The organism is Shewanella sp. 5S214 (genome assembly GCF_041439795.1).
Taxonomy (GTDB): domain Bacteria; phylum Pseudomonadota; class Gammaproteobacteria; order Enterobacterales; family Shewanellaceae; genus Shewanella; species Shewanella vesiculosa.
In genome coordinates this window covers 1-22,003 of sequence record NZ_JBGOOV010000045.1, presented here as the reverse complement: position 1 = coordinate 22,003, position 22,003 = coordinate 1, and the positions used below count along the sequence as shown (strand labels likewise).

The following is a 22,003-nucleotide window of genomic DNA, read 5'->3' as shown; positions in this document are numbered from 1 at the left end:
CCAGAAGATACTTTAACTGCAAGCCCTCCAAATATTGAATAAAACTGACCAATTAACAGAGCAAGCCGACCAATTTTTGTGAGATCATATATCTCATTAATCTCTGCAATTCCATGCTTACTTTCCTCATCAAAACTTAAGCCTACTATTGCTGGACATTTTTTCATAACTATCTCCTTTAGTTAAAATAATAAAACACTTTTACTACTCTAATGTCTTTTATTTTTAATTTTTCGTTATACTTTTGACAACATCCAAAAATATAGTCAGCTTGAAATAATTTATCTTTTAGCACCTACATTCATTTAGAGTAAGTTAAACTTTTCATAAAATTATTAAAACATTTAATACAACACCCACCACCCAAGAAAGAACGTCCAACTAGGGTGTTAAGGTTTACTTCATCTTCATCATTATGGATAAGTATGGGCTTATTTTTTATAATTTCAGATGGAACTTCATCATTCAACAAATAATATTTATCATTACAAAAAATGTCATCGCCATCATAAAAAATAACTTCTAAAACAGTAAAATCTTTAAAAGAATGAATGCCAGATATAGCAATCTTATCAGATAACCTTTTTGACACAAAAGGAACCACTCCTGATTCCCCATGTACTTTACATTTAATTAAACCCATATAAGCACCTTATTCATCTACTAAATTGGGAGCATCTAATCTTTCGAAATTATTATCTTTGAAAAGTTTATAATAACCTCTTTTAGATTTATTGTATTCACTTCCTTCTCCTTGATTTAGCACATCAATGACATGCGATAAACAACTATTATCAATAGGATGATATGGCCCTAAACTTTCATTTTTCATAGATTTCTGTAAATCTATCGCAGCGATAGCATTTGGGAGCTCTATTATAGCCTCTTTAACAGACTCTCGTTGTTTATTAAAATTGCCTGCTCTAACTATAGTTGTTTGACTTCTGTCATCAGCTGTTATTACTTGATGTGTCGAATAACTTAAATCTGCGTTGAAAACTTCTATTGTGAAATGCCCTTCTGAAAAACCATTCTCAAACTGTCTGACGATAGCATATCCCTCTTTACAACTTAACCCAAACGGATCCACCCAATTCACTGGATTAGGCGCGTACTGATAATGGTTTATGCCGCCTACTAAACCAATCGGGTCTTGGTGTATAAATCTAGCTTGCCCAGGGCTTTAGTACCTAAAGCGGTTGTAGTGTAAACCTGATTCGTCATCAAAGTATTGGCCTTGAAAACGAATTGGGTTAGTAATCTTGTCTTGCTGGCCAGCATAATCAACATCATCATGCTCATTATCCGCATCTTTAAAATCTTTATCTTCAAAATCTACGCTTTCAATTGTTTGACCAAACACGTCTTGTTGACTGCGCCAGACAATTTTAGCGTTTTCATCGGTTAAGCAAATTGGGGTGCCGAGTTGGTCTAGGTGATAATAATAAACCTGCCCTGCTTTAATCAGTGCTACTGGTATAAAAGTGTCGGACTGATAGATATACCAGCTGTATTCACCTAAGGTGCATTCGCCAATCAGTTGGTGATTATCCCAAATAAAGTCGGTGCGATCGAGTTCGGTGATTTTTGCGCTGCGACGGCCTAAGGCATCATATTCGTGTTGCGTTACTTGCCATTAAAATTGATTTGAACCAATTGGTTTAAGCCATTAAAGCTGCATTGTTATTTATCGCCAGGCGATTTAGCTAATTTGGTTACCAGCTAGCGCCATAACGGTAATCGACGCCAGCCGTACTCATTATGCGGTCGTTGTTAACCACAACCTCATGAGTGTTTTTATTGGGTCTTATTGCATCGGATGATAATGCCAATGATGCTGCATGTCGAATTTTTAACCTGAAATTAAAGCCTGTATTTAAATTTAATACGGTATCAAGTATTAATGTATTCATCATGTATCGATTATGTTTCCCAACGATACTCATATTGGTTGGTGTTGCTCATAACATATTATGAGCTCATATGATGAAGGCAAGACAGGTTTCATGCTCTGTGAGAATTATATACTTGGTATGCATCTTCACCTATATTGACATCAAGGATCCAGTATATCAATTTTATATCCCTGCGATTTCACTAACGAATAGATCATTGGCTAAAAAATTTATGATATCCAAGGATGTATTTACGAGTATCAGACCATACTTGAACACTAGAGATAACAGCAAATAGCCAACCAAACAAATCTCAAAAAAGGCAATAGATTACTTTTCCCCTTGGCGTTGATCTATTATCATTTAAAAATGCTCTTTAAAGTAGTCAATATGCATGGTGAGATCCCAAAAAAGGTAGTATAAATTCATAGCTAGATATTAAATGGTATATTCAATTGGCTAAAAACGTTAATCATCTCACCCTACAACAAATACACATCAGCATCACACATTTTTGCAAAGATGCTTGAGTGATGAAATATTACTCAATATGCTATTCAGCGTCATATTCTTAGCAATAACATGATTAACTGCTGTCATCCTTTAGTTAGACAAAAGATATGTGAGCGACTAATCTATTATTACCTTACCTTTGCGAGTATTTACTATACGTTTTCTACTGTTGTTTTTATGCTTGTATAGTCTTGGTGCTATTAGCAAACCTATTGAATTAACGAATGTTCCTAGTGAACTATTCATTAATAAACACTTAACGATTCTACAAGACCGTAGTGCGGATTTGTCGTTTCAGAATGCCTTTAAACAATATAAACAAGGTAAGTTCACGCTAAATGCCGATGAAAGAGCCAGTTTTGGGTTTATTCATGATGCGCTTTGGGCATCTGTGTTAATCAATAATTCATCGGATAAAGAGATAAAAAAAGTGCTTTACCTCGATACGGCTTGGCTAGACCATGCTGATTTTTATTTTATGCGTCAAGGTAAGGTTGTAGATAAAGCGTTTATTGGTGACACACTACCGTTTAATGCACGAGAACATAAAACCCGTATGCTGTCACAGCAATATACGTTTAAGCCAGGCACCACTCAGGTGTTTATGCGCTTTGAATCACAAGACCCTCTGCTGATTCCATTGTACTTAACAACTCACGACGTCATACAAGATAACCTAATTATCTCAAGTTATTTTTATGGCTTTATATATGGTGCATTTTTTATACTTTTCGTTTATAACATTACGCTTTTTATCAGTTTAAAAGATAGCAGCTATGTATTCTACTCTTTGTATTTATTGTCATTTTTTTGTTTAAATATTGCTTATACTGGCCATGGCTTTAAATTTATTTGGCCCAATAGCTTATTGTTACAACAATGGTTAATGATATTGTTTTTATATTGTTACATCACTTTTAGTATCGCCTTTTGTTTTGAATTCCTTAAACTAAAAGTGTTTGCGCCTAAAATATATCAAATAAGAAAGTGGGTATATACTGGCCTAATGCTGTTAATCACCAGTCTATTTCTCAATGCAGACCAATTACTCGCCGTTAATATAGGTGTCGCCCTGACGTCGCTATTAGTGGTTATTTTTTTATCTTTGGGTTTTTTAGTCTTAAAAAATGGTCACGATACGGTTAAGTTTTTTATTCCTGCTGTGTTTCTCGGCGCTGGAGGTGCGGCGACCTCTGCAGCAACTACTTGGGGCTTTATTCCCTATAGCACACTGATATTTCACAGTATTGAAATAGGTATGTTAATTGAAATGTCAATTTTAGCTTTAGCATTGGCCTTTAATTTAAAGAAGGTAGATAAAGCTCGTATTACTGCTGAAGTCAGCGCGCAATTAGATCACTTAACTGAATTATATAATCGTCGTGCTTTTACTGTAGCCGTTAGCCCGTTATGGAATTTAGGTATAAGAGATCAACAAGCCTTTTCAATAATCCTGTTGGATATCGATTGGTTTAAAACAATAAATGATGATTATGGTCATGCAGCTGGAGATGATGTACTTAAAAGTATTGCTCAAACATTGCAACAACACATCAGAAAAAGTGATATTTTAGCGCGTTGGGGAGGTGAAGAGTTTATCATTTTCTTACCTAACACTACTCAATCAGATGCCATTAATCTCGCGGATCTCATTCGCAAAAACATACAAAAAATGACAGTGTTACATGACACTGGCCCGCTATCAGTAACTGCCAGCTTTGGTGTCGCGGTTTACAATGAACAAATGACTGAATTAGAGGACCTAATCAAACTTGCCGATGTTGCTTTGTATAAAGCCAAAAACAGTGGCCGTAATGTTGTTTGTCACATGCCACAAAACCAAACCATTAAAAACCAAGAAGTTAATAAAATGACGCCTATTTAGCTGGCTAAATGACATCTGCCTCTGCGTGAGTGAATCTTAAGACTAACCAATCCAATTGCCTTATACACTCATTAGTGGGTCTTTTAGTTCAACAGCTTGGTTGAGTGCCTTGATAGCCTTTAATTAACGCTTAATAAGCGTCCTTGAGAATAGCCAAGTAACATGCAGGCAAGGCCTAGCGCAATACTTAGCTATGCAAGATCATTTGCTAGTCGTTAATAGCGCCGGGCTGTCTTTTTTGCCTTGAACAATAATAATCATAAATACACCTATCATAATGGCAATATCTGCGACATTAAAAACTCCCGTTCTTAGACTGCCAACGCCAATATTGAGAAAATCAATCACAGCACCATGATTAAACACGCGGTCATGGAAATTACTAATACCACCTGAAAAAATAAGTGATAGTGCAAGTAAAGATGGCAGATTCAGCTGGGTATTTAATAACAAATAATACAATAAACCTAATAAAAATATCCCTACCAATACCACAAAAAGCCAAAACCGAGCTTGCTCCGACATGCTATTACCCAAACCAAGAAATGCGCCAATATTTTCAACGAAACCGACTCTAAGGATGTCATTAAAGTAACTGACCATTGCATTTTTTGTCAGGTATTCTGATGCTAGCAACTTAGTCGCTTGATCAATGCCGACACAGGCAAAGCTCACTGAAAAAATTGTTAACAGTCTTTTCCGAACGTCCATGTTTACGCCAAAATATTGATGACTATAGGCTAATTAACCGATAAGAAACCGAGTTTGTGTATCGATGTCTTTCTTTTCCGAAGTATTTATTTCAATCCTGAATAATCCAAACAAGAACAGCGTGCCTATCATCACTATCGCAGCAGAGACATATAGCCCAATATCATAACTGCCAAAAGTTTCAGTAAGATATCCGGTACATACAGGCGCAAGAATTTGGGCCGCGCCATAGGCCAAGGTCATAGTCCCCATAAACTTAGCCGGGTTACTAGGATAAAACTTACCCGCCATTGTTAATACCATGCTAACGCATGCGATAAAAGTCCCGCCGAACATTAATGCACTTAAGATCACCACAGGTAAGCTGTCATTTATAGCTGGAAGAATAATCCCTATGGCCTGAAGAATATACGCAATGATTAACGCTTTAATATAACCTGTTCTTCGCGCAATTCGATCCCAAATAAGTGCTGCTGGAGTTGCTGCTAATCCAACTAATAAAAAGGCCAATCCCCCTTGCCCTTGTAAGCCTTCAACCCTCTCGACAATATCAACAATAAAAGTAGAGCTAACAGCATAACCATAACCTGCACAAAAATAAGCCAACATCATCAGAGATTTAAACACCTTGCTTGGAGGAGTATCTTTAGCCGTACCCCCTACTTGACCATCAATGAAAGGGTGTGGCATCCATAACCATGCTGGGATGGCAAATACTGCCGCCATAACGGCTAATGCCAACCACTGTTGCTGCCAGTCGGCTGATATTGTCAGCATGAACTCAACCAGTAATGACGTAATGATGATACTTAGCCCAGCACCTGAGAAGTGAATCCCTAATTCAGCACGGTGATGATGTTTAACTAACCATTTTAATATCAAACCAGAGGCAATAATAAAGCCACCAGAAGCGCAAACTCCGGCAATAAATCGTAATACCGCCCAAGTGACCATATCCGTCGTCATTACCATTGCTGCTGAAGTGAGCACGCTCAATATAAGATACAGCCGGTGCAAGTTGTATTTATAGTTCATGTTATGCAGGCTAGCAGCAAGCAATACTCCACTCATGTACCCCATAAAATTAGTGCTAGCGAGCCAACCGCCTCCGAGTTCAGTTAAGCCTGCACCATCCTGCATTATTGGTAATAACAGGCTGTAGGAGAATCTAGCCACACCAACAGTCACAATTAAACTACTGATACCGGCAAAATATACTCGAAATTTTGTTAACGCCATTAGCATGTTAACCACTTTGAATTATAAATAATTAACAAAGAATACGTTAACCTGCTAATCTTAAAAATTGAATTATTTAGAATAAATACTTCTTATTAAGAGAACTATATGGAAATTTTGACACTAAAAACCTTCAAAGCTGTAGTCGATGAAGAAGGTATTAAAGGCGCAGCGGATAAACTGCATACGGTTCAATCTAATATCACCAACCGAATTAGAAAGCTCGAAAGAGAGCTGGATACCAAACTATTTAATATTATTGGTCGTAAGTTACAGTTAACAGCGAGTGGACAACAGCTTTGCGAATATGCCGATCAAATTTTGCAGTTAGAATATCAGGCCACATCAGCCATTTTACGCAATAAAGGAAGCTATGAGTTAAGAGTTGGTATGCCAGAAACATTCGCAGCGGTTCACATGCCTCTGGCCCTCAAACAACTCAAGCTTAATCATTCTCAAATTCGCACCAAAATTTATACCGATACCAGCGACAGACTGGTGTTTTCGGTACTAAACAATAAAGTTGACTGCGCCGCGATTGGTAATGCACCTAAACATGAAAAACTGGTTGTTATCCCTATAGTGAAAGAAGAATTGATCATGGTCACGCCGCTAGACAGTGAACATGATCCGGTATTATTGGTCAGAGATGAAGGCTGTGGCTATAGAAAACACGCCCTTATTTGGCAACAAAAGGCTGGGCGAGGTCATGATGAGCTCATGGTGATGAGCAGTGCGGATGGTGTTTTAGGTTGTATTGCCGCGGGTTTGGGCTACACGATTATTGGCAAGAATATGGTGACAGGAAGCCGCTATGAGAAGTCACTCGTTATGACGCCAGTGAGCCATGGCCCAAAGCATGTTCAGTTGTCGATTGTCTATCGTAAAGGTAGCCTATTAGAGGCTGGAATATTAACTCTTGCAAAACTGTTAACTAAATAGCGATGCTACCGCCCTAAATCAAAGGGCCTCTTAGATAACTCAAAAAATAAATGGAAAAATTAAACAATACCACTCAATAACTTAATCAAAAAAATCAAGTCAAAACATCAAGTCAATGACACCAATCACTGCACTATTCCATGGTCATCAACCTTATGCTCTAAAAATCTAGTAAGGACGGATTGATCTTAACTCCCGAACGATAGAACTATCACACAGCCAACTGCCCCAAAAATGGTTTGTTTTACGTACAAATAAACTTGTCGCCATTTTAAAATAACATCGTTAATTTTCGCCTAATCTAAACTGCCCTAACAAAGGATGATGATCTGATGTTTCGGTATCGATTACCCGTGCAGATTCTAAAGTCAGTCCTCGGTAATAAAGATGATCTATGGGATAGCCCATCACTGTTGTTCGAGTATCTTTAACAGGGATGACAGCCTTAAGCCCTAATGTGTTGGTTATTTGAGCTAACATAGACAATCTGGCTTGGCGCCAGGTATTTAAATCACCACCGAAAATGATTGGCCCTTTATGAGCTTGCAAAGCGGGTAGAAGTTGCTGTAACTGCTGCGCATAACTGTCTAGAGCATTCTCAAAGTTAATACTGTGCAAATTGGCCACCAGCAGAGTCTCACCATTAGACAAAGGGAAATAACTTAACAGGCTCGACTTGGGGAATTGTATCAATGGTTCGGCCGTCAAATAGCCACAACTTTGACTCGCAGAAACCTCAGACAGGTTCATCACCCCAAGTGATGTCTCACCTTGACGAAATGCTTGTACCATTGCCAATTGATGATGACTTTGCTGCTGCCATTGCTCAAACTCATCTGATAACTTCACTTCTTGCAGCAACAATAACTGATTCTGGCTGGCTAACTGGCTTAACAACGTTTGCCAGCCGGAATTTTGTTGTTTATAGATATTCCAGCTCGCGACAGCCAATTGACCATCAATATCCAAAGTCGCTTCAGGAGTGGCAGTAACGCATTGAGCCGTAAATGAACCTTGTGGACTGTTAATCACCCGGGGATCTGTCGCCAAGTGAATAAACTGTGCCATAAGGCTAGCTGTCGCCATTGAAAGTATGACGACAACAATACTGCTCCATAGAATAAGCCTGAGCAGTTTATGCTTAGGTTGCAATGGGGATGCTGACTTTGAGCGAAAAATAGCGATTGCGATCTCCCTCTAATGATTTGAAATAATGTCTAAAAACTCGACAAGAGCTTGAATGACATTAACCTGCTTAACAACAACTTAAATAACCTGAGCTTCAACAATGCTCATTTTATTGCTACTGATTTAATCAAGGCTAATATCATTAACACAGGCCCCACTATAATAAAACAAACGGTTTAATATACCCAGCTAGACAGATGGATGAGGGTAAATCAAATCTTTTAAAAAGCTGATATGATAAGTGCATGTTTTTTCTACATGATTGGTCTACTGGCTAGCTATGGTTGAGCTTTACAAAATATTAACGATAATCAGCGTATTAGCCTATTGGTTAATTATTGCCGGGATCACCGCCCGTATTGTCTATAAAAGGCGATCCGTCGGGGTTTCGTTAGCTTGGATGATGCTTATCTATGTGATCCCCATCCTAGGCGTTGTGCTTTACTTACTCGTGGGTGAGATGAACCTTGGGAAAAAGCGGGCCGTCAGGGCCAAAGAAATGTACACGCCCTATCGAAAATGGTTCAGTCGACTGTTTACAACTCATCAATTTCGTCCGCAAAATGTAAATGACTATACGATTAACATTAGCCAGTTATGCGAAAACCGCCTTGGTATTCCGACGTTGTCAAACAACCAACTAACCCTTAAATCATCACCAGAAACAATTTTAACGACCTTACTGCAAGATATCCAACAAGCGCAGACATCAATTCATTTCGAGTTCTATATTTGGTATCCAGGCGGACTGGCAGACCAGGTTGCCCAAGCACTGATTGATGCAGCAGAACGTGGGATTGCAGTAAAAATATTGCTCGACGCCGCGGGCAGTCGAACATTTTTTAAAAGCCAGTGGCCAAAACGGATGCGTGATGGTGGCGTTATTATTGTCTCGGCGTTGTCAGTTTCTCCGATACGGATGTTCTTTCGCCGACTCGACCTGCGACTTCACCGTAAAATAGTGGTGATCGATAACCAAATCGGATATACAGGCTCCATGAACTTAGTCGACCCTAAATATTTTAACCAAAGCGCTGGCGTGGGTGAATGGGTCGATGTCATGGTAAGAATTACCGGTTCTAATGTGCCAGTACTTAATTGTATTTTTGCGTGGGATTGGGAAACTGAAACTGACCAAAGAATTTTACCCGAGCCACCAGATTATCACCCAGATGGGCATAAAAAATCTGATATGGTGCAAGTTATTCCTTCTGGACCCGGCATGCCAGAGGACATGATCCAGCAGGTGTTGTTACTGAGTATTTATCAAGCCAAACACAGTATCACCATCACTAGCCCTTATTTTGTACCCAGTGAGAACCTACTGTTTGCATTAACCGCTGCCTCATTGCGCGGTGTGCAAGTTAACTTAATTATCCCCGATAAAAATGATTCACTGATGGTGGAATGGGCAAGCAGATCATTCTTTGGTGAATTACTCAATTCAGGGGTGAATATTCATCGTTTTTGTGGCGGTTTTTTGCATACAAAATCAGTGGTAATCGATCTGCACCACTGCTTAATCGGTACGGTTAACCTTGATATGCGCAGTTTGTGGCTCAATTTCGAAGTGACGCTTTCTGTAGAAAATTTAGAATTTACTCAATCTCTCAGTCAAGTCCAACATCAATATATGGCCAATTCAATTAAAATGGATGCGCGGGAGTGGCGCAAACGACCGTTGTTCAAACGATTAGTGGAACAATTTTTTTACTTTTTTAGTCCACTGCTATAACGGTCGATACGATAAGCTGGCGGTTGAATCAGGGCTATATCATCTGCACGAGCTATCAGTAACTGTAACTTAGTAAATGTCACTCATATCAATAATAGGCTTAGCAACTGTGGCACAGATAATGGACAAGATTAAAAAGGGGACTGTATGGCACAAAACCATTGGATACTTGTTCACTAGGGCCCTTGTTGGAATAAAAAAATATGGATCACAGTTAAGTAATAAGCGATAAATCGGCATCAATATTGGCTTAAACCAAGTGTGAAAATAATAACCACTCATTGCCACTATCTGTACTTCAATAAGTAATAAGAAAACATCAAGACTGACAAAATCAATAAACAAGGCCAAAGCGGCTAACTCAGGACCAAGCAGTAGAAATACGCCTAAATAATATTGCGGTAATTTTCCGCAGCCATTTTTTCATTTTCATCAATCTTCCTTGCTAAAATAAGTTAACCCTTAACATGTAAATCAGAACGTTATACTTTTCAAAAATCGTTAAAGTGACTTAATGACTTAATGACTTAATGACTTAATGACTTAATGACTTAATGACTTAATGACTAGCAATAATACACTGCGAATCATTGTATTTATTGAATTTATTTTATTTAAACAGCTAATTAATAAGTTTCTATTCTTCACTAAATATGATGTCTGCATAATAAGATTCAGCTTGTTTACCACTGTTATCTGTGTCGGTCATTATCGCGATGATATCGATGTATTGATAGGCTTTACGATTAGCGGTATCACTGCCTTTATCACCAAAGGTTTCAATCAAGTCTTGGTATACATTGCGCTTTTGTGGATACCATCTGCCCTTCTGCGCTTCCTTACCTCTAATAGAGAGCATTTTAACACTTGAGCCAGCAAAAGCGTTGTCCCAAACCAAGCCCTGATCTTGATTACTCGACCAAACGTAGTTTAATGATTTGGTATTCCACACCATAAAACCACCATCAATAACCACATAAATTCGAGCAACAAAGTCGTCGCCTTTTTTACTGCGCTCATTTAACTGCAGCAGTTGCTTTTCGACGAGCCAACTCCAGTTGAGGTAAGGCGTTACCATAAGATCAATTTGGCGTTCTAACACTAATCCTGACGCGGCATTATGACTAAGTGCCTTTAGTGCCAAACGCCCTTTATACTCAACGATGGAGTAAATTGATTTACCGGAAAACACTTTAGGGTGCCACTTATCTATGCCCTTTTCACTTAATGACGTCAGATTGATAGTAGCATTCACGTTCAAACACACGATGACGCTAATCAATAATATAAACCATCGCAGCATTGCGATCTCCTATCATAACACTCAGTCACATTACGTCTAAAGCTGACAAAATATTACCATTAATAACCAATGGAGATATCCATGATAATTACTGGCTAATATGGACGTAATATTAAACATTCCGATCGGCAGGATGATTGATACCATCGCCAGTGACAATGTGACCTAACTCAAATGGATTAACACCTTCTAAACACCCAATATTAAAGCCATATTCAGTTGGGTTTGAACGTCGTTGATGATGAGTGTAAATACCGCAGAGTGAGCAAAAATAATGCTTTGCAGTATGAGTATTAAATTGATAAAGCCTCAACACCTCTTGACCTTTTACCACTCGAATACCATCCAGCTTAACGGAACCAACAATCGCCCCTTTTCTGCGACAAATTGAACAATCGCATCGTCTCGGATTTTCAAGACCATTGGGTAGCGTAAGTTCAAGTTCAACAGCACCACAATGACATGTGGCTTTGTGTTTCAGTTGGATCTCGATGTTGCCAACTCGCTTTATCATAACTAGCTTCCTTTATGCAGTAAGCAGAAAATAGTGAGTCGCGCAGCTGAAGCTATGGCTCAAAGAGGCATAAATAATGCTCTACAGATACCCGTAAAGCTGTTGGTTATAGAGTCAAAAAGGCTCTGACTCTATACAGCAAACACTACTTAGCCGCTTTCTGAGCGGCTAACACAGTCGCCATAGACGGCACAATCGACACAGGGTCTAAGCGCATTTGGAACCAGTTTAAGCGCCAATCTAAATGTGGCCCAGTCACTCGACCTGTCGCGCCAATTTCAGCGACTTTATTGCCTTGTGCTACTTTGTCACCCACTTTTAAATACAGTTTACTTAAATGTAAAAATGTTGAGCTCACCCCATAGCCGTGATCAATAATCACAGTGCCACCAGAATAAAACATGTCGGGTTCAGCTAAGGTTATAACGCCGTCTGCAGGCGCAACCACTACAGTGCCTGTTGGGCGGGCAACATCAACCCCAAAATGTGGATTTCCGGGTACGTCATTGTATATGCGCTGACTACCATATACCCCTGAAATTCTGCCTGTTACAGGCCAAATAAAGCTTTGCATAAATGCATCTTGCTGACTAAATAAGTCTCTGGCTGCACGAGTTTGTTTAGCATCTTTAGCAGCCCTCGCTTGAGCGACGGGATCTGGTTTCATTATTTTCTGGCTTATGCCGGTGACCCGATCAATTTTGTAGTCTCTTGCGGCTATTTTTAACGGCTTAATTTCTGTTAATCCGTCTGGGTAGATCACTTTAAATACTTGGTCTTTTTTCGCGTCTCTATCAAACCCTATAGCAAACTGACCGTCTGGGGTGACTTTTACTGCTTGATCATTCAACAAAACCTTACTGCCGGCTGGCACAGCCCCGCGCACTAAAGCACCTTGTTCAAACTGGCCTTGAAAGGTCACAGCGGCAAACGAACTAGCCGTTAAGCCACAAAAGCTGACCACCAGCATTGCTGCAGTTGATATCAATTTTAAAATGGTATTTTTTAATAACATAATCGAAACGCATTCCTTGTTAATCGCGACAAAAAGATAAAAAAAAGGGCCACCTTAAGGCAGCCCATTAATAATACTTGATTAACCCCTTACCGCAATGGCCCCTTTGCCAATACCTTCGTAAGCAATCACTTTAAAATGACTTTTAGGCTCTTTACTGGCCAATGTCTTTGCCATGTATTCAGCAAGCATCTCAACAGTAGTGTCGTGAGGAATTAAGTCACAGCAATGCTTAGGCATTGCTAATTGAAAATCACCTTGAGGCGCAACATAATGAAAACCATAGTGTGTTTCGTCGCTGATTTTAGTCTGCTTAGACAATTCTAGGGTTTTTACCGACACTAAATCCTCTTCGGTGCCGAGGTAAATGTCATGCCAACGTTCTGCCCAATATTGGTCCCATTTGGGCTCTGCAATACCATTTTCAAATACCGTTACTGGGCTACGATGACCATGGGCAATCCGCTGACAGTTGCCGTCATGCTTGCGTAATCCGTGGCTGTAATGGTAAAACGGGGTATCGAGCACTTCGCTGCGTAATGTGAGGCTGATGCCTTGGACATTTTCCGGTAACACTTCACGTAAGGCTTTCTTCAAAAAGTCATTGACGCTTTCATAGTCAATCACTTCTGAAGGAATAAGCGCAAATGCTTGTGAAGGACAGGCTAAATGTATGTCACCTTTGTCACTGCTAAAATCCATCCAGACCCGGTCGCCCTTCTGCTGCCAGCGCACTTCGCTACAAGCAGTAGGGATTAACAGGCGATGATCGGCTACATCATCAATGGTGTTTTTGATGATGCGTTTAACCTTGCCAAAATCGAGCACCATATTTTGCTCATCCAAGCCACCATCTAATAGCACATCGACAATCCAGCTTTCACCAACCATGCCTCGAACAGGACAAAGGTAAGAAAAATCGATTACAGTTAAATCTTTTACAAACAGTTGCATTAATGCTCCTAGGCAGAAAAACAGTCCACCTCAGTATAAATGTATTCCTAACGGCGCATGCCAGTGGAAGGTCTATCTTACGTGATCAGCATTTATCCGACTATCAACTCTTAGTCTAATATTCACGGGGGAATTACCACATGCTATTCGCAATGAGTCATAACCCGCCAATCGATTCAATGCCAGTAAAAGGTCACGTTGATACTCTAAATGATATCAACGACATTCTAAACAAAAGCCAAGCTATGAGCGAGTAAACATCGAAGATAAATGTAATAAATTAGTCTAATCGTAGTAATAGACCTGAATCGAGATAAAAGCTTGCGAGGGGAATTACGACACCCAAAGGAGGAGGATGTTTTAATGTAGTGAGCAATGAATTAATGCATTTACATAAAACATTAACTAGGATCTTTTTATCTCAGGTGATCACAGGTTGTTCGAGATAAACGGTTTATTTTATATACCAGAGCAGCGCAAATGTTGGATGATAGAGACCAAGCTTCTAACAGACTAATAAATTGCAACAAAATTACTCTATAAACACGTTTAGCTGATGCTTCAAGCAGTATTTATAATGGTGATAACACCGAAATGGCCAACTGTGATTCAACATCGGTGAACCTAGATATTTACGCTTAATGCAGTACTAAAAGTCGTAATGTTAATGGCAAAGCAGCTTACACACTCTGTAAGCTGCATTTTTGTTACTTTACTTTAATTTCATTAGGTAAATTGCTGTTACGGATCGTAGGTAAAAACTCGTTAAGATCTTGTGGTAGTCGCGGTTTGCTATACAGATATCCTTGAACCAAATCACAGCCATTAAGCCGCAAAAAATCGGCTTGTTCGACGGTTTCCACCCCTTCTGCAATAATCTGTAAATTCAGGGCATGACCCAATGCAATTACCGCCTTAGCTATGGCGGTGTTATTGGTATCATGAGGAATGTCTCGCACAAATGATTGATCGATTTTTAGCTTATCAATTGGTAACTTTTTGAGATAATTCAGAGAAGAGTAACCTGTACCAAAATCGTCGATACTCAAGGCTATTCCCATAGCACCTAATAATTTCAAATCACGAATAATTGCATCAGGATCATTCATCATACAAGATTCGGTGACCTCTAATTCCAAATGTTTCGCAGGTAATCCCGTTTCTAATAAAATAGAACGTACTTTATCAACAAAATCATTCCTTTGTAGCTGTAAGCTCGCCACATTAACGGAAATACGTTCAAATGTTTTGCCTTGTGTTAACCACTCTACCCCCTGCAAACAGGCAGTTTTTAATACCCATAAACCAATGTCCCAAATCAAACCAATCTTCTCGGCTAATGGAATAAATTCAGCAGGAGAAATTTGACCTAGAGCCGTATCGTGCCAGCGAATAAGGGCTTCAAAACCATTTGGTTTTAAATCGGATAGCTTAACCTTTGGTTGATACATTAGATAAAAATCTTCATTAACTAATGCTTGATGCAATGCCGTTTGCAGTTTTAATTGTTCTGCTGCTTGTTTGGTCATGGACTCGGTATAAAAAGCGTAATTATTTCGTCCATCCAATTTAGCACGGTGCATAGCGGAGTCAGCATTTCGTAATAAGCTGTCATGGTCATCGCCATCGCTGGGGTAGATAGCAACGCCCATACTGGCAGTTAGCCTTACAGATTGAGAATTATCCAGTATAAACGGACGCTCAAACACGCTGCGAATGCGATCAATTGATGAGGTGACAGAATCTGTCCCCATAATACTAGGCAGCATGATGACAAATTCATCACCACTTAGACGAGCTAATACATCAAAATCAGATAAGGCGTAAGATAAACGTTTAGCTAACTCAACTAAAATTTCGTCGCCAATAACATGACCTAGACTGTCATTAATGTGCTTAAAAAAGTCGATATCTAAAAACACAATCGCCAGCTGCTTTTTGGCCCGATGAGAGTGATTAACCTCTTGCTCAAGCAATGACATAAATTGCATTCTGTTTGGGAGCTGTGTCAGCGGGTCAAAATAGGCTAAATTTTTTAATTTTTCTTCATTTTGTTTTTGAGCAGAAATATCGGCAAATACTGCCACATAATACTGAATGATATTTTGTTTATCTAAAACGGCACTTATAGTGATCTTTTGTGGAAATATCGCCCCATGTTTGCGACGATTCCAAATTTCACCATGCCATTTACCTTGAACAAGTAACGTATTCCACAAACGCTCAAAGAAGCTTTTTGGATGACGACCGGAATTAAGTAATCTCGGATTTTTACCTAATACCTCTTCACGACTGTAACCCGTTATATCAGTAAAGGCTTGGTTAACTTCAGTAATATTTCCATCACTGTTGGTTATCACTACACCTTCTACAGCATTTTGAAACACACTCGCGGCTAGAATAAGTTGTTCTTCAGCCTCTTTGTGCTTGGCAATATTACGGGTCATTCCAATAACCCCAGTTAATTTGCCTTGAGCATTGCTAATTGGGGCTTTAATGGTTTCGAGCCAGACTTTATTAAAGTTGACGTCGACTTCTTCACATTCAGACACCACTACGGAAGCTCCGCTATTGATGGCTAATTTATCGCTCTCAATAAATTCATTTGCAGTGCGTTGATCAAATAAATCAAAGTCGGTCTTCCCCAGAATTTGCTCTTTTGATTTTCGCCAAGCTCTCTCTACACTTTTATTACATGAAACATATTGCCCATTGGTGTCTTTTACCCAAATATGCTCTTCAAAAGCATCAATAAAGGATTGTAAATCAACATCAAGAGACACTGGCTTACTCGCATGAGAATCGATCGTTAATGAGCTTATATAATAGCGGATTGCATTACTTAGCATATCGGCTATGCGTATTTGCATAGCCGATAAGGCTTGATTTAATACCTCTTCAGACGGCGGCTTCTCTTGAGTGCTAAAGCTTATCACGCCAATAATAGTACCTTGGGCTGAACGAATAAGCTTGTGGTAGACACACGAGTGCTGATCGAGGGTGGTGACATTATGCGTGAGGGTCGCTTTGAGATGTTGTAATACACTAGACTCATGCTGTTGCTGGGTATTTTTATCAATATTTTGACTTGTGCAAATAACATCAATACTCAGTTCAATATTGGCCTGATAAAAAATGATAGCAAGACGAAACTCGGCAGAAATATCGTTTATTTCTAGCTGCCATTCTCTTAATTGCGCTTGAGAAATAGCTTTTTTCAGCATATCAATTTCCTGAATAGTGTGGGTTGACTCATGTTCTTATAAGCATATTTGTATACATTAAGAGTATGCTTATCGACATTATTTGCAATATTATTGCGAGATCAGATCTGAAACTATCCTATTGGGTGTGATAAAACAACAATATGTCATCGATTAGAGTGATTAATGCAATAACCCACTACAAGTAACCGATTAAAGCTCCCAATTCAATCATTCCTAATGCATAAAAAACAAAAAAGGAGCCCAAAGGCTCCCTTTCTATTTTACCGACATAAACCCGATAATTTTCTGAATATTAGCTATTTTTCAGTGCCGCAATACGTTTTTCTAATGGAGGGTGGCTCATCATTAGCTCAGCCATTGAACGTTTACCGTTAATTCCAAAAGCCGACATTTGAGCTGGCATAGCACCAGATTCAGGACCTTGGCGTAAACGCTCTAACGCAGCAATCATTTTGCCTTTACCTGCTAATCGCGCCGCCCCTTCATCGGCCTTAAACTCACGAATACGTGAGAAGTAAGCCACAATCATTGAAGCTAAAATGCCAAACAACATATCAAGCACAAATACCACAGCCATATAAGCAAACATGCCTAGGCCTTCACCTTCTTCATCATTGCTAGAAACAAAATTGTTAATAATGCCAGCGACAACACGTGCAGCAAAAATAACAAAGGTGTTCACGACGCCTTGGATTAAGGTTAAAGTCACCATATCGCCGTTTGCCACATGGCTGACTTCATGTGCAAGTACGCCTTCAATTTCATCTTGAGTCATGCCATAAAGCAAACCTGAACTCACTGCGACTAAGGCATTGTTTTTACTTGGGCCTGTAGCAAAGGCGTTCATTTCAGGTGACTGGTATATAGCAACTTCAGGCATCTTAATACCAGACTTTTCAGCTTGGCGTGCAACTGTTTCAACTAACCAACGCTCCATATTATCACGAGGATGGGTGATGACTTCGCAACCCATGGTTTTCTTGGCCATCCATTTTGAAATGGCTAAACTGATAAACGAACCACCAAAACCAAAAATGGCAGCAAATACTAACAGTCCACCCATTGTTGAGGTATTAACCCCAAGAATAGACATTACAATTGAAGCAACCAGTAATATGGCAAAGTTGGTTGCGATCAACAAAAATATACGCTTCATTTAAGCTCCTGTATGGCAAAAGTGCCGATTTTTCATTGTTACTAAAGACATAATATGTCCAAAAAAATTAAATTCAAGCTTAGTTGTATTAAAAAAAATTTATACTCTTTTATGAGCTGACAAAACAGAGACTTGAAATTCAAGCGAGCTGAGTCTAGGGAGGTTTGATTAATTGAAACTGAAAAATAACCGCCAAAAACAAACTCTGTGTCGACAATGGTTAATCTTTGTTAAACTGTCGAAAACAATGAACAAAAAGGACTTTTTATGACCATTAATGCGTTAATGCTGAGTGCTTCACGCGTCGGTAACTCTGCTTATTTAACTCATGCTGTCGAGCTTATTCGTCCATTAACCCAACCTGGGCAACAGTGGCTATTTATTCCCTATGCGGGAGTCAGTGTTAGCTACGATGATTATTTGACAAAAGTACAGACTGCACTTGAACCTCTGTCAATAACCATTAATAGCATTCATCAATTTGCCGACCCAAAACAAGCAATTCAAGATGCGGCCGGAATTTTGGTTGGCGGTGGTAATACATTTCAATTACTTAACGAATTATATCGTTACGACTTAGTCCATTTAATCCGTGAACAAGTACAAAGTGGTATGCCGTACATTGGCTGGAGTGCTGGCTCAAACATTACTGGAGCCAGCATTCGTACCACCAATGATATGCCAATTGTTGAACCACCATCATTTACCGCCTTAGGTATACTGCCGTTTCAATTAAATCCGCATTACACTAATTACCAGCAGCCGGGTCATAATGGTGAAACGCGCGCGCAACGCTTGTTAGAATTTACCTTAGTTGATCCTTTAACGCCGGTTATCGGAATCCAAGAAGGCAGCGCCCTATGGCGTCAAGATGAAACATTACGGTTAATTGGCAATGAAGTAGCTTACTTATTCCATGGTAAGCAACAAGAAGTAGAGATAGCGGCTAATAGCGATTTATCTGATTACTTATAATTGAGCTATCTGTACAGATACTTATCGATAACTTACTAAAATCCACTAAACCATTGAGCTTTATCTATAAGCTCAATGGCAGTTAATGTTGAGTGATTGGCCATTAAAAGTTACTGGCGACTGTTTGCTGATTAATACTTAGTATGAACAGTTACTAGTTACTCAGTATCATACTGATTTCGTTCACTAGGTATGTCGGTTAAGTATTCAACAAATTCGACTTCAAACCCGTTCGGGTCTATAAAGTAGCGACTTTTATAAAAGGGGTCATGACCACCGATGATCGCCACCTCAAAACCGACCAAGGCCAATCTTGCCACTAATGCATCAATGTTATCGACTACATAGGCAAAGTGTGCCAAACCTAATGCATTACTTTTAAGATCGCGAGCTTTCCCTGTCCCCGAATCATTTAACGACAAATAATGATAATCATCACCAAAATGTAGCCATTTTCTTGGTGTACCATGCCAAATAGCTTCGCCACCACCACGCACTCGCCAATGCGGAAATGCGGCTTTATAAAATACTAATGACTCATCTAAGTCATTCACTACTAAATTTAAATGTTCTAATCGCATCTCTTATCTCCTTATTAATAATTCAACACAGCTTAATACCTCAAGTTAACTTGAGGTAAAGGATTATTTTTGCCAAAATGATAAAAAATAGTTGGAATAATAATGGAAGCAGAATTAAGTGTTGGCCAAGTTGCAAAGCGTTGTGGGATCAATGTGTCCGCTATCCACTTCTATGAACAAAAGGGCTTAATCAGTAGTTGGCGAAATCAAGGCAATCAACGTCGTTATGCACGAGACGTTATTAGGCGAATATCGCTCATTAAAGCGGCGCAGCAATTAGGGATATCACTTGATGAAATACACCTTGCTTTCGCGAGTCTACCCAGTGGAAGAACAGCGACTAAAGAAGATTGGGCTGATTTATCCAATGCTTGGAAACAATCACTAACCCAAAGGATTATTAAGATGCAAAAATTAAAAGACTTATTAGAAGGATGTATTGGTTGTGGTTGTTTATCGATGAAAAACTGTCCACTGTATAATCCTGATGATTTGCTCGCTAAACAAGGGCCAGGACCGGTGCTATTAAACAACCAAGACACAGAATAACGATTAGACTAATAAATTCTGAACACAAAAAAGCCTAGTGTAAAAACTAGGCGTAAGCAATAAGCTAAAAATGGGGGAGGGAGATAACACTAAAGGTTGTGAATATGGCTTAAATATTAGATTACACTTAAGCCACATATACACCAAGCTAACAATAAAGGTTTAGCCGAGCGTGTTTGTTGCGACAATATCAATTTTACGTGGTTTCATCGCATCTGGAATTTCACGAATCAAATCGATATTGAGTAAACCGTGTTCTAAGTCCGCCCCAATCACTCGCACATGATCAGCTAGTTGGAAAGTGCGTTCAAAGCCTCGTTCAGCAATGCCTTGATGTAAATATTTTCGTTCGTCACTTTTAGCAGTCTTATTGCCTTTAACTAACAATTTTTCGCCTTCGCTCATGATATCTAATTCAGACATAGAAAAACCTGCAACAGCCATAGTGATCCGATAACGGTTTTCACCTAAAAGCTCAATATTATAAGGAGGATAACCAGTGTTAGCATTATTGGCTGCTGCATGTTCAGCAAGTTGCGCTAAACGATCAAAACCAATCGCACTTCGATAAAGAGGAGTTAAATCTGGAGAAATATTAAAATTACGCATGTTCATACCCTTGTCTAAAGCAATATGTAAAAATGACCACTGTTTATGTTAGTGGTGTTACGAGTTTACAGTCCTTTCGGCACTGTGTTAGCAAGTTTACTGAAACCTCAATCGAGCATTTCGTTAATCGTTCCTGCTACATAATTATATATATGGATGACTGAAAATATAACAAGTGTCGCAGGTGAAAAAAATAATATTAAAGTCATAAAAATCATAAAATAGACCATAAAATCAGTGAACTAAAAAATAACTATTTTAGATAATAATCAGTGGTATTAAGTTGATTTCACAATGATGACTTTTGTCACTGGTAATTTTGATTGAAGTCGTCACAATAATAGACAAAAAAACACATCAATCTGCACTCGGGATAAGAGATGAGCATATGGTGATAAAGATCATAAATTTAGACGTTAACCACTATCAAACTAATCATCTGTTTTACTCATAAAGCAAAATGAAGCGTTAATAGCTGGTCTATTGCAGGTTAATTTAACGAAGTTAGCAAAGTAACAGGCTATTTAATAAGACTAATAAGGACATTTTATGAACCCAGCAACAATGGCATTACTGATCCCAATTTTGGCTATTTTGGGCAGTTTTATCGTGAGCATAATGAAACTTAGAGAGCGCCAAGTTCGTGCCACAACAGACCAAGCAACCAACAATAAAGCCCTACATGATGAAATAAGCGCCCTACGTAAACGGATTGAAGTGCTTGAGCGTGTTGTAACCGAAGACGCATACGATCTAAAACAAAAAATTAATAATGCATAAGTTGTTTTGAACACTATTAGCATCGAGTCAATTGCAGACTATTTTAATGCGAGCAAAGCAGCAGTTATGAGTTATAAAGACTAATAGTCAGTTGGTTTTACAGATAAAATTCAGATATTTTTCTGAATTACGCACAGTAGTATCCTACCAGTCTTAAATATCTTAAGTTACAGACGTAAAAAGCCCGCTACATAATAGCGGGCTGTTTCACGACTCTTTCAAGTCAATTAGG

General features: G+C 39.0%; 20 protein-coding genes and 1 pseudogene. 6 read left to right on the top strand and 15 right to left on the bottom strand.

Annotation, left to right across the window (positions count from 1 at the left end; genetic code table 11):
• Window positions 1-301: 301 nt before the first annotated feature.
• The 4 genes and pseudogenes from ACED29_RS20275 to ACED29_RS20260 form a co-directional block, all read right to left on the bottom strand.
• Window positions 302-643 carry a hypothetical protein gene (locus ACED29_RS20275; RefSeq protein WP_371698575.1) on the bottom strand — a complete coding sequence of 114 codons (342 nt, stop codon included), beginning with the start codon at window positions 641-643 and terminating at the stop codon, window positions 302-304.
• A 9-nt stretch (window positions 644-652) separates the two neighbouring features.
• Window positions 653-1,168 (bottom strand): annotated as a pseudogene (locus tag ACED29_RS20270) (RHS repeat-associated core domain-containing protein); the annotation flags it as partial.
• A gap of 15 nt (window positions 1,169-1,183) precedes the next feature.
• Window positions 1,184-1,465 carry an RHS domain-containing protein gene (locus ACED29_RS20265; RefSeq protein ID WP_371698577.1) on the bottom strand — a complete coding sequence of 94 codons (282 nt, stop codon included), beginning with the start codon at window positions 1,463-1,465 and terminating at the stop codon, window positions 1,184-1,186.
• Window positions 1,466-1,715: 250 nt separating this feature from the next.
• Complete coding sequence (locus ACED29_RS20260; protein ID WP_371698574.1) at window positions 1,716-1,916, bottom strand: hypothetical protein; 201 nt, start codon at window positions 1,914-1,916, stop codon at window positions 1,716-1,718.
• Between the two features lie 631 nt (window positions 1,917-2,547).
• Between ACED29_RS20260 and ACED29_RS20255 the strand changes: the two genes are divergently transcribed.
• Complete coding sequence (locus ACED29_RS20255) at window positions 2,548-4,293, top strand: diguanylate cyclase (protein WP_371698572.1); 1,746 nt, start codon at window positions 2,548-2,550, stop codon at window positions 4,291-4,293.
• A 201-nt stretch (window positions 4,294-4,494) separates the two neighbouring features.
• Here ACED29_RS20255 and lspA read toward each other — a convergent pair whose 3' ends face one another.
• Window positions 4,495-5,004: a signal peptidase II gene (gene lspA / locus ACED29_RS20250; RefSeq protein ID WP_182698792.1), complete on the bottom strand. Its 510-nt coding sequence runs from the start codon at window positions 5,002-5,004 to the stop codon at window positions 4,495-4,497.
• Between the two features lie 33 nt (window positions 5,005-5,037).
• Window positions 5,038-6,243, bottom strand: coding sequence for a YbfB/YjiJ family MFS transporter (locus tag ACED29_RS20245; RefSeq protein WP_259395694.1), 1,206 nt, complete (start codon window positions 6,241-6,243; stop codon window positions 5,038-5,040).
• A 108-nt stretch (window positions 6,244-6,351) separates the two neighbouring features.
• On the opposite strand from ACED29_RS20245, the gene ACED29_RS20240 reads away from it, so the two are divergent.
• The gene (locus tag ACED29_RS20240; protein ID WP_124016035.1) at window positions 6,352-7,185 is read left to right on the top strand and encodes a LysR family transcriptional regulator; all 834 of its coding nucleotides are present in this window, start codon (window positions 6,352-6,354) and stop codon (window positions 7,183-7,185) included.
• 285 nt (window positions 7,186-7,470) lie between these two features.
• Here the strand turns inward: ACED29_RS20240 and ACED29_RS20235 are convergent, their stop codons facing one another.
• Window positions 7,471-8,337, bottom strand: a complete 867-nt coding sequence (locus ACED29_RS20235; protein ID WP_371698570.1) for an endonuclease/exonuclease/phosphatase family protein — start codon at window positions 8,335-8,337, stop codon at window positions 7,471-7,473.
• A gap of 316 nt (window positions 8,338-8,653) precedes the next feature.
• On the opposite strand from ACED29_RS20235, the gene cls reads away from it, so the two are divergent.
• Window positions 8,654-10,108, top strand: a complete 1,455-nt coding sequence (cls, locus tag ACED29_RS20230; RefSeq protein WP_182698796.1) for a cardiolipin synthase — start codon at window positions 8,654-8,656, stop codon at window positions 10,106-10,108.
• 637 nt (window positions 10,109-10,745) lie between these two features.
• Here cls and ACED29_RS20225 read toward each other — a convergent pair.
• The 6 genes from ACED29_RS20225 to htpX form a co-directional block, all read right to left on the bottom strand.
• Window positions 10,746-11,411, bottom strand: a complete 666-nt coding sequence (locus tag ACED29_RS20225) for a DUF3047 domain-containing protein (RefSeq protein ID WP_124016038.1) — start codon at window positions 11,409-11,411, stop codon at window positions 10,746-10,748.
• 112 nt (window positions 11,412-11,523) lie between these two features.
• Complete coding sequence (locus ACED29_RS20220; RefSeq protein WP_371698569.1) at window positions 11,524-11,925, bottom strand: GFA family protein; 402 nt, start codon at window positions 11,923-11,925, stop codon at window positions 11,524-11,526.
• 145 nt (window positions 11,926-12,070) lie between these two features.
• Window positions 12,071-12,895 carry a M23 family metallopeptidase gene (locus ACED29_RS20215; protein WP_371698576.1) on the bottom strand — a complete coding sequence of 275 codons (825 nt, stop codon included), beginning with the start codon at window positions 12,893-12,895 and terminating at the stop codon, window positions 12,071-12,073.
• A 126-nt stretch (window positions 12,896-13,021) separates the two neighbouring features.
• Window positions 13,022-13,894 carry a 6-carboxytetrahydropterin synthase gene (locus ACED29_RS20210; RefSeq protein ID WP_124016041.1) on the bottom strand — a complete coding sequence of 291 codons (873 nt, stop codon included), beginning with the start codon at window positions 13,892-13,894 and terminating at the stop codon, window positions 13,022-13,024.
• A gap of 707 nt (window positions 13,895-14,601) precedes the next feature.
• The gene (locus ACED29_RS20205; protein ID WP_124016042.1) at window positions 14,602-17,118 is read right to left on the bottom strand and encodes a bifunctional diguanylate cyclase/phosphodiesterase; all 2,517 of its coding nucleotides are present in this window, start codon (window positions 17,116-17,118) and stop codon (window positions 14,602-14,604) included.
• 295 nt (window positions 17,119-17,413) lie between these two features.
• Window positions 17,414-18,277 carry a protease HtpX gene (htpX, locus tag ACED29_RS20200; protein ID WP_124016043.1) on the bottom strand — a complete coding sequence of 288 codons (864 nt, stop codon included), beginning with the start codon at window positions 18,275-18,277 and terminating at the stop codon, window positions 17,414-17,416.
• Window positions 18,278-18,544: 267 nt separating this feature from the next.
• Between htpX and pepE the strand changes: the two genes are divergently transcribed.
• Window positions 18,545-19,252, top strand: a complete 708-nt coding sequence (pepE, locus tag ACED29_RS20195) for a dipeptidase PepE (protein WP_371698568.1) — start codon at window positions 18,545-18,547, stop codon at window positions 19,250-19,252.
• Between the two features lie 158 nt (window positions 19,253-19,410).
• Here pepE and ACED29_RS20190 read toward each other — a convergent pair whose 3' ends face one another.
• The gene (locus tag ACED29_RS20190) at window positions 19,411-19,833 is read right to left on the bottom strand and encodes a VOC family protein (RefSeq protein ID WP_182742860.1); all 423 of its coding nucleotides are present in this window, start codon (window positions 19,831-19,833) and stop codon (window positions 19,411-19,413) included.
• 102 nt (window positions 19,834-19,935) lie between these two features.
• Between ACED29_RS20190 and soxR the strand changes: the two genes are divergently transcribed.
• A complete protein-coding gene (soxR, locus tag ACED29_RS20185; protein WP_124016046.1) occupies window positions 19,936-20,382 on the top strand; it encodes a redox-sensitive transcriptional activator SoxR in 447 nt (148 codons plus the stop codon).
• A gap of 162 nt (window positions 20,383-20,544) precedes the next feature.
• On the opposite strand, the gene ACED29_RS20180 is transcribed toward soxR, so the two are convergent.
• Entirely contained in the window at window positions 20,545-20,991 is a 447-nt protein-coding gene (locus tag ACED29_RS20180; RefSeq protein ID WP_371698565.1) for an Hsp20 family protein, read from the bottom strand.
• Between the two features lie 549 nt (window positions 20,992-21,540).
• Here ACED29_RS20180 and ACED29_RS20175 point away from each other — a divergent pair.
• Window positions 21,541-21,771 carry a hypothetical protein gene (locus tag ACED29_RS20175; protein WP_347690972.1) on the top strand — a complete coding sequence of 77 codons (231 nt, stop codon included), beginning with the start codon at window positions 21,541-21,543 and terminating at the stop codon, window positions 21,769-21,771.
• Window positions 21,772-22,003 lie beyond the last annotated feature (232 nt).

Coding starts and splice junctions, on each gene's coding strand:
- cls (WP_182698796.1), top strand. CDS start 8,654: ATGGTTGAGCTTTACAAAATATTAACGATAATCAGCGTATTAGCCTAT.
- ACED29_RS20210 (WP_124016041.1), bottom strand. CDS start 13,894: ATGCAACTGTTTGTAAAAGATTTAACTGTAATCGATTTTTCTTACCTT.
- ACED29_RS20205 (WP_124016042.1), bottom strand. CDS start 17,118: ATGCTGAAAAAAGCTATTTCTCAAGCGCAATTAAGAGAATGGCAGCTA.
- pepE (WP_371698568.1), top strand. CDS start 18,545: ATGACCATTAATGCGTTAATGCTGAGTGCTTCACGCGTCGGTAACTCT.
- ACED29_RS20220 (WP_371698569.1), bottom strand. CDS start 11,925: ATGATAAAGCGAGTTGGCAACATCGAGATCCAACTGAAACACAAAGCC.
- ACED29_RS20240 (WP_124016035.1), top strand. CDS start 6,352: ATGGAAATTTTGACACTAAAAACCTTCAAAGCTGTAGTCGATGAAGAA.
- ACED29_RS20180 (WP_371698565.1), bottom strand. CDS start 20,991: ATGCGTAATTTTAATATTTCTCCAGATTTAACTCCTCTTTATCGAAGT.
- ACED29_RS20245 (WP_259395694.1), bottom strand. CDS start 6,243: ATGGCGTTAACAAAATTTCGAGTATATTTTGCCGGTATCAGTAGTTTA.
- ACED29_RS20175 (WP_347690972.1), top strand. CDS start 21,541: ATGAACCCAGCAACAATGGCATTACTGATCCCAATTTTGGCTATTTTG.
- ACED29_RS20275 (WP_371698575.1), bottom strand. CDS start 643: ATGGGTTTAATTAAATGTAAAGTACATGGGGAATCAGGAGTGGTTCCT.
- ACED29_RS20225 (WP_124016038.1), bottom strand. CDS start 11,411: ATGCTGCGATGGTTTATATTATTGATTAGCGTCATCGTGTGTTTGAAC.
- htpX (WP_124016043.1), bottom strand. CDS start 18,277: ATGAAGCGTATATTTTTGTTGATCGCAACCAACTTTGCCATATTACTG.
- ACED29_RS20190 (WP_182742860.1), bottom strand. CDS start 19,833: ATGCGATTAGAACATTTAAATTTAGTAGTGAATGACTTAGATGAGTCA.
- soxR (WP_124016046.1), top strand. CDS start 19,936: ATGGAAGCAGAATTAAGTGTTGGCCAAGTTGCAAAGCGTTGTGGGATC.
- ACED29_RS20215 (WP_371698576.1), bottom strand. CDS start 12,895: ATGCTGGTGGTCAGCTTTTGTGGCTTAACGGCTAGTTCGTTTGCCGCT.
- ACED29_RS20260 (WP_371698574.1), bottom strand. CDS start 1,916: ATGATGAATACATTAATACTTGATACCGTATTAAATTTAAATACAGGC.
- lspA (WP_182698792.1), bottom strand. CDS start 5,004: ATGGACGTTCGGAAAAGACTGTTAACAATTTTTTCAGTGAGCTTTGCC.